Annotated in this window: 13 protein-coding genes; 3 read left to right on the top strand and 10 right to left on the bottom strand. The window is 64.9% G+C overall.

Features of this window, described 5'->3' with window-relative positions; genetic code table 11:
- Positions 1–14: 14 nt before the first annotated feature.
- The 10 genes from betC to EB835_RS10235 form a co-directional block, all read right to left on the bottom strand.
- Entirely contained in the window at positions 15–1,586 is a 1,572-nt protein-coding gene (gene betC / locus EB835_RS10195; RefSeq protein WP_135809363.1) for a choline-sulfatase, read from the bottom strand.
- Positions 1,583–3,775, bottom strand: coding sequence for a BCCT family transporter (locus tag EB835_RS10200; protein WP_240688665.1), 2,193 nt, complete (start codon positions 3,773–3,775; stop codon positions 1,583–1,585). Before EB835_RS10200 ends, betC begins: the two co-directional genes overlap by 4 nt.
- Positions 3,776–3,957: 182 nt before the next feature.
- Complete coding sequence (locus tag EB835_RS20780) at positions 3,958–4,089, bottom strand: hypothetical protein (protein ID WP_276605997.1); 132 nt, start codon at positions 4,087–4,089, stop codon at positions 3,958–3,960.
- Between the two features lie 165 nt (positions 4,090–4,254).
- Positions 4,255–4,569, bottom strand: coding sequence for a DMT family transporter (locus EB835_RS10205; RefSeq protein ID WP_135809364.1), 315 nt, complete (start codon positions 4,567–4,569; stop codon positions 4,255–4,257).
- Positions 4,566–4,925: a DMT family transporter gene (locus EB835_RS10210; RefSeq protein WP_135809365.1), complete on the bottom strand. Its 360-nt coding sequence runs from the start codon at positions 4,923–4,925 to the stop codon at positions 4,566–4,568. The genes EB835_RS10205 and EB835_RS10210 overlap by 4 nt, the downstream gene beginning before the upstream one ends.
- The gene (locus EB835_RS10215; RefSeq protein ID WP_135809366.1) at positions 4,922–5,491 is read right to left on the bottom strand and encodes a TetR/AcrR family transcriptional regulator; all 570 of its coding nucleotides are present in this window, start codon (positions 5,489–5,491) and stop codon (positions 4,922–4,924) included. Before EB835_RS10215 ends, EB835_RS10210 begins: the two co-directional genes overlap by 4 nt.
- A 152-nt stretch (positions 5,492–5,643) precedes the next feature.
- Positions 5,644–6,435, bottom strand: a complete 792-nt coding sequence (locus tag EB835_RS10220) for an ABC transporter ATP-binding protein (protein ID WP_135809367.1) — start codon at positions 6,433–6,435, stop codon at positions 5,644–5,646.
- Positions 6,436–6,440: 5 nt separating this feature from the next.
- The gene (locus tag EB835_RS10225) at positions 6,441–7,424 is read right to left on the bottom strand and encodes an ABC transporter permease (protein ID WP_135809368.1); all 984 of its coding nucleotides are present in this window, start codon (positions 7,422–7,424) and stop codon (positions 6,441–6,443) included.
- Positions 7,425–7,569: 145 nt separating this feature from the next.
- Entirely contained in the window at positions 7,570–8,553 is a 984-nt protein-coding gene (locus tag EB835_RS10230; RefSeq protein ID WP_135809369.1) for an ABC transporter substrate-binding protein, read from the bottom strand.
- Between the two features lie 264 nt (positions 8,554–8,817).
- On the bottom strand, positions 8,818–11,157 hold the full coding sequence (locus tag EB835_RS10235) for a S9 family peptidase (RefSeq protein WP_135809370.1): 2,340 nt from the start codon (positions 11,155–11,157) through the stop codon (positions 8,818–8,820).
- A 228-nt stretch (positions 11,158–11,385) separates the two neighbouring features.
- Between EB835_RS10235 and EB835_RS10240 the strand changes: the two genes are divergently transcribed.
- The 3 genes from EB835_RS10240 to EB835_RS10250 are packed head-to-tail and all read left to right on the top strand — an operon-like array spanning position 11,386 to position 14,631.
- The gene (locus tag EB835_RS10240; protein WP_240688666.1) at positions 11,386–12,423 is read left to right on the top strand and encodes a Bug family tripartite tricarboxylate transporter substrate binding protein; all 1,038 of its coding nucleotides are present in this window, start codon (positions 11,386–11,388) and stop codon (positions 12,421–12,423) included.
- On the top strand, positions 12,420–13,094 hold the full coding sequence (locus EB835_RS10245) for a tripartite tricarboxylate transporter TctB family protein (protein WP_240688667.1): 675 nt from the start codon (positions 12,420–12,422) through the stop codon (positions 13,092–13,094). Before EB835_RS10240 ends, EB835_RS10245 begins: the two co-directional genes overlap by 4 nt.
- Before the next feature lies 1 nt (position 13,095).
- Complete coding sequence (locus EB835_RS10250) at positions 13,096–14,631, top strand: tripartite tricarboxylate transporter permease (protein ID WP_135809372.1); 1,536 nt, start codon at positions 13,096–13,098, stop codon at positions 14,629–14,631.
- Positions 14,632–14,714 lie beyond the last annotated feature (83 nt).

Raw genomic sequence — 14,714 nt, forward strand, 5'->3', positions numbered from 1 at the left:
GATGCTGTATGAGATCAGCTTTCGGCGGGGATCTTACCGAAGCGGAAGGCCGACCAGAAGTCTCCGCGCACGTAGCCGTGCTCCGGTTCCGGGTCGAAGTCCCAGTGACGGACCCGGCCGACCTTGAGCGCATCGGCGACGAGCTGACGACTGCGCTGCGATCCGAGCACATGGTCCTCGAGGTGCTCGAGGTCGTAACGTGATTCGAGCTCCCCGCGCATCTCCTTCAGCGTCTGGGCATAGGCCGGATCCGCGGCGCGATTGACCAGCTCATCGGGGTCCGACGCCAGGTCGAAGAGCAGCGCCGGGTCGCCCGGGCACACCGTGAGCTTGTGGTCCCCGCGCACCAGAGTGACCTGCGGACGGTAGGTGCCCTCGGCGAAGTACTCGATGACGACATCGCGATCCGCGGGTCCGAGCTCGCCGGCGGCTTCCCGACGGGCGGAATCGAGCATCGAGGTTCCGGTCAGACCTTCATCCGTCGCCGAGGCGGCCCCGGAGTCGGATGTCTCCGTGCCCTCGGCACTCCCGCGGGCGATCTCGAGCAGGGTCGGTGCGAGATCGACGAGGCTGACGGGGTTCGCATACCGTCCCGGGGCGATCACTTCGGCAGGTCCATTGATGATCAGCGGAACCCGGGAGGACTGTTCGTACGGCGACATCTTGAACCACAGCCCCTTCTCCCCCAGCATGTCGCCGTGATCGCTGGTGACGACGATGACCGTATTGTCCGCCAGGTCGAGTTCCTCGAGCCTCCGCCTGATCGCTCCGACGTGATCGTCGATGTAGTTCACCGCCGCATAGTAGGCACGACGGGCCCTGCGCACATCGTCGATGCCCGGTTCGCGTTCGTCGAAGCCGCACATCGTGCGCAGTCGGTGGCTGTGCGGATCCGCTGCCGGATCGGGAACCTCAGGATGTGCCGGATCCGGGATGGCCACCTCGGCGAATCGGTCCCAGTTGGCCTTCGGCGGCTCATACGGGTCGTGGGGGTGGATGAACGAAGTGACCATGAGGAACGGCTGATCGGTCCCGGCGGCCTGGTTCGCGCGCTTGCGATCGTTGAGGTGACGCAGGGTCTTGAAGATCACCTCGTCGTCGAAGTCCTGCTGGACGTTCGCGGTCGCGGCACCGGCGGTGAACACGGGCTCGGCTTCGTGGTACCACTGCAGCTTCTGCTCCAGAGGATGGTTCCAGTCGGGCACCATATCGAGGTCGGCCGGGTACACGTCCGTGGTCAGGCGCTCTTCGAAACCGTGGTGCTGATCAGGGCCGATGAAGTGCATCCGCCCGATCAGCGCGGTGTGGTAGCCGAGTATGCGCAGACGGTGGGCGAAGGTCGGCACGGAGGCGGCGAAGTCATCGCCGTTGTCCAGGCAGTCGATCTCCGAGGGCATCCGCCCGGTCATCATCGACGCCCGCGACGGCGAGCACAGCGGAGTGTTGCAGTACGCGCGGTCGAAGACGGCTCCGTCGGCGGCCAGGGCATCCATGTTCGGAGTCAGCGCGGCCGCGTCACCGTAGGCGCCCAAGGCCTGGGCGGCCATCTGGTCGGCCTGGATGACGACGATGTTCGGGGTGGTCATGAGTGGTCCTCTCTGCGGTCGGAGCTGGGGTCTGCCTCCGGGGCGGATTCGGTCGCCGAGGCGGTCCCGGAGTCCGCGCCGGTCGTCGCGGCGGCGGCCGCCTCGGTGTCGGTGGAGTCCTCGGACGTCGCAGCATCCTCGGTGTCCGTGGAATCGTCTCCGGGTGTCCACCCGTCGGCCCATTCGCCGGTTTCGTAGTCGAAGCCGACGGGGTCGCCGTTCTCGTCCGTGCGCTGGTACCAGTCGGTGTAGTCCTCGTGCTCGGAATCGATTCCGCCGTTCGCGCCGTCACCGGGCTCGGTGGGCACGACCTGGAGGGCGAAGTCGTCACCATAGGCGTCGGCACCGGCGACCACGGCGTTGTCCACCGCGTTGAGCGCATACCGACGTCGCAAGGCGAGCGGGTCTGTGCGCAGCTCCTTGAACCAGGCGACGATGATGAAGAGCATGACGAACGCGAACGGCACCGCGGTGACGATGACGAGCTGCTGGAGCCCCTCGAGTGCGCTGGCGTCGCCGAGGAGCAGCATCACCACGGCGATGCCCGACATCACCAGACCCCAGAACACGACGACCCACTTCTTCGGTTCCTGATCACCACGGCTGGTGAGCATGCCCATGACCACCGAGGCGGAATCCGCGGAGGTGATGAAGAAGATCGCCAGGACGATGATGGCGACGAAGGGCAGCCATTCGACATAGGGCAGGTTGTCGATGAGGGTGAAGAACACCTCGGGGGCTTCCATGCTGTCGGTGAACCCTGATGCTCCGGAACGGTACATCCAGATGGAGGTGCCGCCCATGATTCCGTAGGCGACGAAGAGCAGCGTCGAGGGAATGAAGATCGTGCCGAGGATGAACTGGCGGATCGAACGGCCGCGGGAGATGCGGGCGATGAAGGTGCCGACGAACGGCGACCAGGAGATCCACCAGGCCCAGTAGTAGACGGTCCACACGGACTGGAACTCCTGGGTTTCGGCACCCCAGGACAGGGACCGGCCCATCATGTCGAACATCGAACCGAGGTACTCCATGAGCGCAGACGGCAGCAGGTTGAGCAGGTAGAGCGTAGGCCCGAGGAACAGCACGAGTGCGACGATGCCGACGGTCAGCACGATGTTGATCGACGACAGGTATCGAATTCCCCTCGAGACGCCGGAGACCGCGGAGATGATGAAGCCGAGGGTGAGGACGAGGATGATGATGACGAGGGCGTTGTTCGTCATCGGTCCCGCGTCGGAGACGATGCTGACACCGGTGCCGATCTGCATCGCCGCGATGCCCAGCGCCGCGGCCGTGCCGAAGAGAGTGGCGACGATCGCGAAGATGTCGACGAGCTTGCCGGCGAAACCTTCGGTCTGCCGTTTGCCGAACAGAGTCTGGAAGATCGAGGACAGCAGCAGCGAGCGACCGCGACGGTAGGCGGCGTAGGCGATGGCACCGCCGACGAGGGCGTACATCGCCCAGGCATGGAAGCCCCAGTGGAAGTAGGTCTGGGCCATCGCACCATGGAGCGCCTCAGTGGTCTCCGGATCATTCGTCACAGGCGGCGGTGAGATGAAGTAGGTCAGGGGCTCGGACGGCCCGAAGAAGAGGACGCCGATGCCGATGCCCGCAGCGAAGAGCATGGCAACCCAGGAGAAGGTGCTGAATTCTGCCTTCTCCCCGTCCTTGCCCAAGGGAATCTTGCCGTAGGAAGAGAACGCGAGGATGAGCAGAGAGACCAGGATGATGATCGCGACGAGGTTGAACAGCCATCCCATGTTGAGCGTGGCCCAGTCATAGGCTGTCTGAGCGACGCCGGCGACGCTGGAAGGGCTGGAGATGCCCCAGATGACGAAGGCGACAGTGAGGCTGCCGGCGATGGCGAAGATGATCTTGTCCAGCGAGTATCTGCGCCGCTGTTCGTCGATGGCGATTCCGGGCACGAGGATCGGGTGGGTGTCGTGCGGGTAGTGGCCGTGTGTGTCTTCGAGATCGGCTTTCACGGGACCGCGCGGGCGACGGTAGTCGAACTGGCCGAGGTTGCGCCCGGTCTCGCGCCCCACGCGTTTGGCGTCGTCCCTCACCCTGCGGGCATCGGCCATGATCCGTTCGCGTGATGCACGGCGAGCCGCCTCGGTGGTGGCGTCGGACTGCTGATCCGGCCCCCGATCCTGTTCGTCGGTACGGGTGGAGTCATCTGTCATGTGTCGGTTCACACTCTTTCGATTGTTGCGGAAACTGCCGAAATCGATCGGAGCCTGCACGGAGGCATACGCATCGTGGCCCGATGGCATGAACGCACATCGGGGAGAAGTGGAAGATCAGTGGATGCGACCGGCCGGCGGTCGGCGATCAGGCAGAGGGTCTGCGGATCGGCGATCAGTGACTAGGGCTCTCCGCCCCACCAGCCGACGGCCACGGGTTCCCAGGAATCATTGGCGAAGCCGCAGCTCGGGCGCTCTCGATTCGGGGTCGACCATCCCCAGCGGTGGTGGTCGTCGAATCTGAGAGGGGTCATATCTTCGGACGATAACAGTTTCCTTGAGGGCTTCACAATAAATTCTCAGCAGCGAACGGGCGAACCAATGACCGTGCCGAGGCCCCTCAGACCTGTTTGGGCCCGGCCAGGTCAGCCGATTTCGGTCGGTGAACCGGGTCAGCCGATTTCGATCGGTGAACCGGGTCAGCCGATTTCGACGAGGATGACTCCGACGGTGATGAAGCCGATGCCGATGAGCGCCTTCCGCGTCAGGGGGTCCTTCCAGATCACGCGGGAGAGCAAGCAGACCAACGCGACTCCGCAGGCCGCCCACAGACCATAGGCGACGCCGAGTGGCATCCCCTCGGCAAGGGTGCGCGCGAGGAAGAAGAACGCTGCGGTGTAGCTGAGCGCCACGGGGATGAACCAGATCTTGCGCTGCAGTCCGGCGCTCGCACGCAGGCACAGGGTGCCGGCGACCTCGCTGAGGATCGACAGGGCCAACCACATCCAACTCATTCGGCCACCTCCGCATCGACGGCCTCGGATTTCCCGGAAGCGCCGGATTCGACGAGGATGACGCCGATGATGATGAGGGCGATGCCGATGATGGCGCCGATGCCCAAGAACTCACCGAAGAAGACAACACCGAGCATGGCGACGAGGGCGACCCCGCTGGCCGACCAGGTGGCGTAGACGGTGCCGAGCGGCATGCCGAGTCGCTGAGTGAGCCCGAGGATGAAGAAGGCTGCGGCATAGAGGACGACGACCCCGGGGATCCACACGGGGTCGGAGACCGAGGCACGCAGCATCAGGGTGGCAGCCACCTCGGCGAGGATGGCTGTGACGAGCAGCAGCAGACGCTTCGACTTCAATCGGCCACCTCCTTCTCGGCGGTTCTCTCAGCGGCATCGATGAGTGCGAGGGCATGCCTGCACACGGCGGCGAGATCATCGGAGGGAAACACGCCGGTGGCTTCGGACATCCATGCGCCGTCGGCGCAGAACCGAGCCGCGGTCAGCAGAGACACCGCCCCCTCATCGAGTCCCGTGGTGTCGAACCATGGGCCGAGGTGCTCGCCCCATGCCCGCGCGAGCTTCGGATGGTAGAGCGCGTCGGAGAAGATCCAGTAGTCGGCCCGGGAGAGCTCGGCGGTGGTGGCGACGGTGACATAGGCACGATGCCGCTCGAAGCTCGTCAGCTCGTAGCTCGGGTGCCCGGTGTGCGTGCGCAGTCGCTGCGCCCAGTCTTCGGCGGCATGGTCGACGAGCCCGAGCATCAGCGCTTCCTTGGACGGGAAGTGATACATCAGGCCCGGCTTCGTCAGCCCCGCCTGCTGCGCGACCGACTCGAGCGAGATCGTCACGCCCTGCACCGAATCATGCGCCTCGGCCAAGGTCTTCGCCGCCTGCAGGATCCGCATCCGTCCATCACTTGCCATACTGCTACTTTACCAACCGGATGGTAAAGCCCGCCAGTGCGGATCGGTACGAGCCTGAGTATGCAGAGAGGGCGGCCCACACCCTGTCGGTGCGAACCGCCCACTCGTCCGTGCCTGCAGGCCGTCGACCTGGCCGCGCGTGAAGTCTCGGTTCAGTTGAGCAGTGCCCGGTCGCCCAGTGTCGCTCCCTTGAGTTTCGAGAATTCGCCCAGCAGCGTCTCGACGGTCAGGTCCTTCTTCTCCTCCGACGAAGCCTGATAGATGATCCGGCCCTCGTGCATCATGATCAGCCGGTTGCCCAGCGCAATCGCCTGCTCCATGTTGTGGGTGACCATGAGCGTGGTCAGCCCGTCAGCTTCGACGATCTTCTTCGTCAGCGCCGACACCAGGGCCGCCCGCTGTGGGTCGAGCGCCGCTGTGTGCTCATCGAGCAGCAGGATCCGCGGCTGAGTGAATCCGGCCATGAGCAGGCTCAGTGCCTGCCGCTGACCGCCGGAGAGCAGCCCGACCTTCGTCTTCAGGCGGTTCTCCAGCCCGAGCTCGAGCGTGGCCAGCTCGTCCTTGAAGTGTTCGCGTCGCTCCGCGGTCGTCCCCCGTCCCAGTCCACGCGGCTTTCCGCGTTTGAGCGCAAGAGACAGGTTCTGTTCGATCGTGAGATCCGGAGCGGTGCCGGCCATCGGATCCTGGAAGACTCGGCCCAGATATCTCGCCCGCTTGTACTCGGGCATCCGGGACACCTCGGCGCCGTCGATCGTGATCGAGCCGGAATCGATGGGCAGACGTCCGGAGATGGTGTTGAGCAGCGTCGATTTTCCCGCACCGTTGGAGCCGATGACGGTGACGAAGTCGGATTCGTCGAGCTCGAGCGAAAGGTTCTGCAGTGCCTTGCGTTCGTTCACGGTGCCGGCGAAGAAGGTCTTGGAGATGGTGTCGATCTTGAGCATGGGTCTCAGATCTCCTTCCCAGCTCGTGCACCGGTCGCGCCGGCGGAGATGTCGGCGACCTCGGCAGGGTCCTTCATATCGGTCGTCCCCTGCGGCACCGAGGCGGCTGCGCGGTTTCCGCGGCCGCGCAGTGATGGGATCCGTTTGAGGAAGCCCCACCTGGGCAGCAGCAGTGCGATGACCACGAGCAGCGCGGTGGTCAGCTTCATATCGTTCGTATCCAGGCCCGCACGCAGAGCCATGAAGATGATGAGTCGGTAGAAGACAGAGCCGAGCAGCGCGCCGAGGCTGGCCATGAAGATATTGCGGCTGCCGAAGACGGCCTGGCCGAGGATGACCGAGGCGAGTCCGACGAGGATGAGGCCGATGCCCATGCTGATATCGGAGAATCCCTGGTACTGGGCGACGAGCGCACCGCAGAGGGCGACGAATCCGTTCGACAGCGCCAGGGTGAGCATCGTCGAATTGTCGGTGTTGACGCCGAGGCTGCGGATCATCTCTCTGTTGTTGCCGGTGGCCTGGATGGCCAGCCCGAGATCGGTGGTGAGGAACCAATCGACGGCGAATTTGAGGATGAGGGCGAACGCGAGCAGGATCGCAATCGATACCCAGCTGCCCAGCAGCATGTTCTCGCGCAGCGGGGTGAACACGGTGTCTTCTCGCAGGAGCGGCAGGTTCGCCTTCCCCATGATCCGCAGGTTGATCGACCACAGGCCGATCATGGTGAGGATTCCGGCGAGCAGCCCGTCGATGCCGCCTTTCGTGTGGAGCAGACCGGTGATGTAACCGGCGATGAGTCCGGCGCCGATCGCGGCGGCGGTGGCCAGGAAGGGGTTGACCCCGGCGATGATGAGGGAGGCTGCGGTGGCGCCGCCCGTGGTGAAGCTTCCGTCGACGGTGAGGTCGGGGAAGTTCAGGACCTTGAAGGTCAGATAGACCCCGAGCGCCATCGCGCCGTAGATGAGCCCGAGCTCCAATGCTCCGAACATGGGTTTCCGTTCATTTCTGGTGTGTGGTTCGTGGTGGCCCCGAAGCGCTCGGCAGGACTGCCGGTCGCCTCGGGGCCGGTGACGTCGGTGCGGTTGAAGAGTTCAGGACCCTGCGCACCGAGTCATGGGATGGGGCGAGTTCTGATCACTCGATGACGTTGTCGGCCTCGTCGACGAGCTTCTTCGGAATCTCGACGCCCTGCGCCTTGGCTGCCTTCGGGTTGACGACGAGTTCGAGGTTCGAGCTGGTTTCGACGGCCATCTCGGCAGGCTTCGTTCCGTCCTGGAGGATCTTCAGCGCCATTTCGCCGGTCTGTTCACCGAGCTTCGTGTAGTCGATGCCGCGGGTGACAGCGGCCCCGGATTCGACCTGGCCGGCTTCGGACCCGACGAGCAGAGCCTTGTTCTTCTCTGCCGCCTGGACCATCGTCGACACGGCCGAGACGACGTTGTTGTCGGTGGGCACGTAGTAGGCGTCGACCTTGCCGAGCGAGTCCACGGCCTGTGCGAGTTCGCCCGAATTCGCGATCGTCGCTTCCTTGATCTTCACATCGAGGTCCTTCGCGGCCTTCTTCGCGAGATCGACCTGCACCTGCGAGTTGACCTCTCCGGAGCTGTAGACGATGCCGACGGTCTTCGCATCCGGTTTGACGTCTTTGACCAGTTTGAGCTGCTCCTCGACCGGGTTGAGGTCGGAGGTGCCGGTGACGTTGCCGCCTGGTTTGTCGTCGGAGTCGACGAGTCCGGCCTCTTCAGCGTCGGTGACGGCGGTGAAGAGCACAGGCTTGTCTGTGATCGCCTGGGCTGCGGCCTGAGCAGCCGGGGTGGCGACGGCGAGCACGAGGTCGAGGTCGTCGTTGGCGAACTGCTGGGCGATCGAGGTCGCGTTGGCCTGTTCGCCCTGTGCGTTCTGCACATCCCACTCCACCTCGACACCGGCGTCCTCGAAGGACTTCTTGAAGCCTTCGGTGGCGGCATCGAGCGCCGGGTGCTGCACGAGCTGAGAGACGCCGATGGAAAACGAGTCGTCACTTCCGCCGCCGTCACCGCCATCGCCGCCGGAGCAGGCCGAAACCGCAAGAATCGAACCGACCGCCACAATCGCTGTGGCCAATTTCCTGAGACGCATTCTTCTCCCTTTCGGAATTTCGGTCCGCCGGTGCGGATCCGTCACGAATTCTGCATTCGACGCCGCCGCCCCTCGTGCTCAAGGGGATGCAGGCAATGCAGATGAATGATGTGCCGTCTGGCCTCAGACCCTTCTGAGATCATGACGCACATCACGTCGAATGTGATGATATCCACTCTATGGCCCGGCACTGACGCCGGGTGCCGATTCCGGGTTTTGGAGACAATCGTCCCAGTATCGTTATCTGCGGCGACAGTCGTCCTCTCAGGCCTCTGTTTCGATATCAGATCGTCCCAGCACATCGAGGATCCACGCGTACTCGAAGGCGATCTCCTTCCATGCGTCGTACCGTCCGGAGGCTCCGCCGTGGCCGGCGACCATTTCGGTCTTGAGCAGGGCGTCGGCACCGACCTCGCGGAGTCGGGCCACCCATTTCGCAGGTTCGACGTAGAGGACTCGGGTGTCGTTGAGCGAGGTCACGGCCAAGATCTTCGGATAGGCCGCCTCGGCGACGTTCTCATACGGGGAGTACGAGCGCATGTACTCGTAGACCTCCGGGTCGTGCAGCGGGTCGCCCCATTCCTCCCATTCGATGACGGTCAGCGGCAGCTCGGGCATGAGGATCGAGGTCAGTGCGTCGACGAAGGGCACTTCGGCGCTGATTCCGGCGAAGAGCTCGGGAGCCATGTTCGCGATCGCGCCCATGAGCAGCCCGCCGGCCGATCCGCCGCTGGCCACGAGCCGGTCCGGACTCGTCCAGCCGGTGTCGATGAGGTGGCGGGCGACGTCGATGAAGTCGGTGAACGTATTCTTCTTCGCCGTGGTCTTGCCTTCGTCGTACCAATGCCGGCCCATTTCGCCGCCGCCGCGCACATGCGCGATGGCGAAGACGACGCCGCGGTCGAGCAGCGACAGCCGTGAGACCGAGAAGTACGGATCCATGCTCGCTTCGTAGGAGCCGTAGCCGTAGAGAAGCAGCGGCGCCGGTTCCCCCTTCACTGAGGTGGAGCCGGCGTTCCTCGTCTCCCCGCCGTCGCCCGCGCCCGCCATCACCGAGGCGGAGCTGTCGTGATCGGCGATTCGGTGGAGATCCCTGCGACAGACGATCGAGATCGGGATATCCGTGCCGTCCTCGGCCTTCGCCCACAGCAGAGTCTCCGTGTAGGCGGCCAGGTCGACGGAGCCGAGAACCGGCTGACGTTTGAGAACCGTGTCAGTGCCGTCTGCGACGCTGTGGGAATAGAGCACGGCGGGTGTGGACATGGAGGTGAAGTGCAGTCGGATGCTCGTCTGCGCGAACTCGGGGTTGCCGCCCAGCAGCAGCGTTCCGGTCTCCCGGCCGAAGGGCAGCTCCTGCAGCGGGCCGAAGGGAGAGGCGGGATCGCCCAGGCGGATGATGCCGACGCGCGCGAAGCCGCCGCGGCGGTAGCTGAGCACGATGAAGTCGGCGAAGGCGTCGACGTCTTCGATGCGCAGGTCTTCGATGCGCAGCTCATGACTCCCGCCTGAATGGGCGCCGGGCGCGATGACCTCACGGCCGGTCGCGGTCGGCTCGCCGGCCGGGACGTCGACGAGGTCGAAGTCGGCGCGATTGCGGTTGTGGGTGATGAGGAACCGGTCCTCGCCGCCGATGACGGCGTGCTCGACGGTGTATTCGACACCGTCGACTCGGGGCCAGATCTCCTGCGGCTCTGCTTCGAGGTCGTCGGCGCTGAGGCTCCAATATCCGGTCGTCGTCTTCGATCCGGTGACGACGAACATCATCCGGCCAGAACGCGAGAATCCCGACCCGACGAAGAAGCGCTCATCAGGTTCTTCGAAGATGCACACGTCTTCGCTGCTGTCGGTGCCGACGGCATGGCGCCACACCTTCTCGGGTCGCCAGGCGTCGTCGACGGTGGTGTAGAAGACGAAGCGTCCGCTCGGGTCGAGGGAGGCTCCGGCGAAGGTGCCTTCGATCGTGTCGGCGAGGTCGTCTCCCGTGGCCAGATCGCGGACACGCAGGGTGTAGCGTTCGTCGCCGGTGGTGTCGACGCCGTAGAGGAGTCGGCTGCCGTCGTCCGAGAGTGAGAAGGATCCGAGGGAGAAGAATTCCTGGCCGGCGGCTGCGATGTTCGAGTCGAAGACGACTTCCTCTCCGGGCAGCGGCTCTTCTCCGACTTCCGGCGGGGTCCAGTCATCGGGTCCGGAGATCGGAATGCGGACGCTGATGCCGTAGTCGAGTCCGGCCTTCGTCCGGGAGAAGTACCAATAGCTCCCCCGCCGGTTGGGTACGGACATGTCGGTCTCTTTGATGCGCGTTCTGATCTCGGTGAAGATCGAATCCTGCAGTCCGTCAAGGTGAGCGGTCTGCGCACTCGTCCAGGCGTTCTCAGCTTCGAGGTGGGCGATGACCTCGGGCGATTCCTTCTCACGCATCCATTCGTAGTCGTCGATGAAGGTATGGCCGTGGTGCGTGCGCTCGAAGGGAATCTTCTTCGCCACCGGCGCCGCCGTCGGGGTCGTGGTCGATGCCGAGGCACTCCGGTTCGTGATCTGCGACGCGACACTCGGAGTCGTGGCCTGCGCTGTGGCAGCGGAGGCCTGAGAATCAGAATCAGTCATGTCCACTACCCTAGCGACTGCTCTCACTCACCGGAGCGGCTGATGATCACGCCTCCCACGACGAGTTCTTCGACCGCAGCGGTGAGCGAGCGGCGAACCAGCCAGTGCGCAGAATGCACTCAATGCGCTCAATGAGCAGAACGCGCAGAGTGAGCACAAGCTCGCAGTCGACACTCAGGAACCTCTAAGGTGAGTCTCACATCACACCTGCCTTCAAAGGAGAAGTCCGTGCCAGAGGCGTCACCTCCCGAGGGTTCCGTGCCGGAATCCTCCCATCCCTCGCGACGTATGTTCGGTCGCATCGCCTATGGGGCGATCGCCCTGGCAGCGATCGGAACGGCGACAACGTACTCGGTCAAGGCCGCCTCGGCGAAGGGTGACCTGGCCTCGAACCTCACGCTCATCGCTCCGGCCGGCGCCGGCGGCGGTTGGGACGGCTTCGCCCGAGAGACTCAGCAGGCCATGCGCGTCGACCGGCTCGCCAACAACGCCCAGGTCGTCAACATCCCCGGAGCCGGCGGCACCATCGGCCTCGGCAAATTCTCGACCATGCAGGGCCAGGCGGACACGATCCTCGCGACCGGTACCGCCATGACCGGCGGCATCGCACTGAACAAGTCTCCCGTCGGCTTCGACAACACGACGCTGCTCGCGCGGGTGGCAGAGGACTACGACGTGCTCATCGCCGCGGCCGACGCTCCCTACGACACGATCGACGACGTCATCTCGGCATGGAAGAAGAAGCCGAAGGACTTCGTGTGGACAGGCGGTTCGGCCGGTTCCGTCGACCACCTGACGATCGCCCAGCTGGCTCTGCTCGGCAAGATCCCCGCCGCGGACATCACCTACATCCCGAAGTCCGGCGGTGGTGAGGCGATCCAGACCCTGCTCTCAGGCACGACCGACTTCGCCTCCTGCGGCTTCAACGAGGTCTCCGACCAGATCGATGCCGGACGGGTCAAGGCCATCGGGGTGGCATCGCCCGAACGCGTCAAGGGCTTCGAAGACGTTCCGACCATGTCCGAGCAGGGCTATGAGGTCACGCTGACGAACTGGCGGGGTTGGCTCGGCGCCCCGGACATCACCGACGACGAATCCTCCCAGCTGCTCGAAGTGCTGCAGAAGACCCGCGGCAGCGCGGCATGGAAGGACGCACTCGATCGGAACCAATGGACCGATGTGTGGCTGACCGGCGACGAATTCGCCGAGTTCATCAAGGAGGACACCTCCCGGGTGGAGAAGCTGCTGAAGGAGCTGGGACTGTGAGCACGCAGACGAAGACGAACACGGCCCGGACGGGCCACCTCGGCGAAGGGACCTGGTGGCAGGGTCGGTCGGGACTGCTCGTTCCGCTCATCATGGGAGCGTTCTCGACCTATCTGCTCGTCGGTCTCCTCACCATGGAGGTCGCTGAGGACGCAGACAAGCCGGGTCCGCAGTTCTTCCCGATGATCATCATGATCGTCGGTTACGCGCTGACGATCCTGCTGGTCATCGCCTATATCCGCAATCCCGAACCGGTCGACGTCACTGACGATGTGCCGGCCTCGGCCGAGGAGGACAAGGCGTTCTCGACTCCGGTCACCTCGGCAGTGGCGGCTTCCCGCCTGTCCCCGCACGAGGAGGACGAGCCCGAAGACGACCGCCGCGCACTGGCCGCGGCTCGGGCTGCCGATTCGAAGCACCGCACGCACAGCGATTTCGTGTCGCTGGCGTGGGGCGCCGGCGGGTTCGCAGCCTTCGCCCTCATTCTCGAATTCGCCGGCTGGATCATCGCCGCCGCGCTCCTGTTCTGGTGTGTGGCCCGGTCGATGGGCTCGAAGAAGCCTCTGTTCGACCTCACCCTGGCTCTGACGTTCTCATCCCTGGTCTACATCGCCTTCGCGGTGATGCTGGGGCTCAACCTTCCTTCGGGAATTCTGGGAGGTGGCTTCTGATATGGACGCTCTCATGTCCCTCTTCGAGGGCTTCTCACACGCGCTGACGCCGATGAACCTGCTGTGGGTCCTCGTCGGCTGCTTCCTCGGCACCGCTGTCGGTGTGCTGCCGGGTCTCGGGTCGTCGATGGCCGTGGCGCTGCTGCTGCCGATGACCTTCGCGCTGGACCCCACGGGTGCGTTCATCATGTTCGCCGGCGTCTACTTCGGTGGGCTCTTCGGTGACTCGACGATGGCCATCCTCATGAACACTCCCGGTCAGGCCTCGGCGATCGCCTCGACCTTCGAAGGCCACAAGATGGCGAAGGCGGGCAAGGCCCCGCAGGCTCTGGCCACGGCCGCGATCGGTGCGTTCATCGGTGGGTTCATCTCCTGCTTCCTCGTCGTCTTCGTCGCCCCGGCGCTGGCGGATCTGTCGACGAGCTTCGGCCCGGCTGAGTTCTTCGCCCTCGCGCTCTTCGCCTTCGTCGCCACCTCCTCGGTGGTCGCCGATTCCGTGCTCAAAGGCCTCTTGGCGCTGGTGCTGGGCATCGGCTTCACCGTCATCGGCATCGACTCGGTCTCGGGCACGGAGCGCTTCACCTTCGGCGTCCCCGAGCTCTTCGACGGAGTCTCACTGGTCACGGTGACTGTGGGTGTGCTCGCCCTCGGCGAGGTGTTCTTCATCGCCTCCCGCATCCGCCGCGAGGCCAAGGACAACACGATCAGCTCGTCGGGGCGCCCGTTCCTCTCCCGCAAGGAAGTCGGCGAGGCGCTGCCGGCATGGCTGCGCGGCACCGCGATCGGCCTGCCCTTCGGTGTCATCCCTGTCGGCGGTGCCGACGTGCCGACGTTCATGGCCTACGGCCTTGAGCGCAAGCTCGACTCCCGGCGGAAGGATCCGCAGTTCGGCAAGGGTGCGATCCGCGGTCTGGCCGGCCCCGAGGCGGCCGGTTCGGCCACGACGGGCATTGCGATGGGTGCGCTGCTGGCTCTGGGGCTGCCGATCTCGGCGACAGCGGCGATCATGCTCGCGGCGTTCCGTCAGTACGGCATCCAGCCCGGACCGCTGCTCTTCGACCGCTCCCCCGAGCTCGTCTGGGGTCTGCTGGCGAGCTTCTTCATTGCGATGATCGTGCTGCTCATCATCAACCTGCCCTTCGCTCCCCTGTGGGCGAAGCTGCTGAAGATCCCGGATCCGTACCTCTACGGCGGCATCGCGGTCTTCTGCGGTCTGGGCATCTACGCCACCTCGGCGTCGACGTTCGAGCTCCTCATCCTGTTGGCCATCGGCGTCATCAGCTTCGTGCTCAAGCGCTACGGCGTACCGCTGGCTCCGCTGATGATCGGCATGGTGCTCGGACCGCTCGCCGAGTCGAGCCTGCGCGATGCCCTGCTGGCCTCCGGTGGTCAGGCGTCGACGCTCGTGTCCTCCCCGATCACGGTCGTCATCTACATCGTCCTCATTGCGGCGCTCATCTACACCGGCGTCGGTCGCGTGCTGGCGCGCCGGCGGCAGAAGGCCGCGGCGCAGGAGAGGCTCGCTCCGACGCGCTGACCTTCCGGCCCTCGTTCAAGCCGAAGCGCGGTGCTCGGCCGTCGATCAAGGCCAAGCGCGGATATCGAGTCGTGTACGTTTCG

This window comes from Brevibacterium sp. S22 (genome assembly GCF_004745485.1).
In the GTDB taxonomy this organism is placed as follows: Bacteria; Actinomycetota; Actinomycetes; order Actinomycetales; family Brevibacteriaceae; genus Brevibacterium.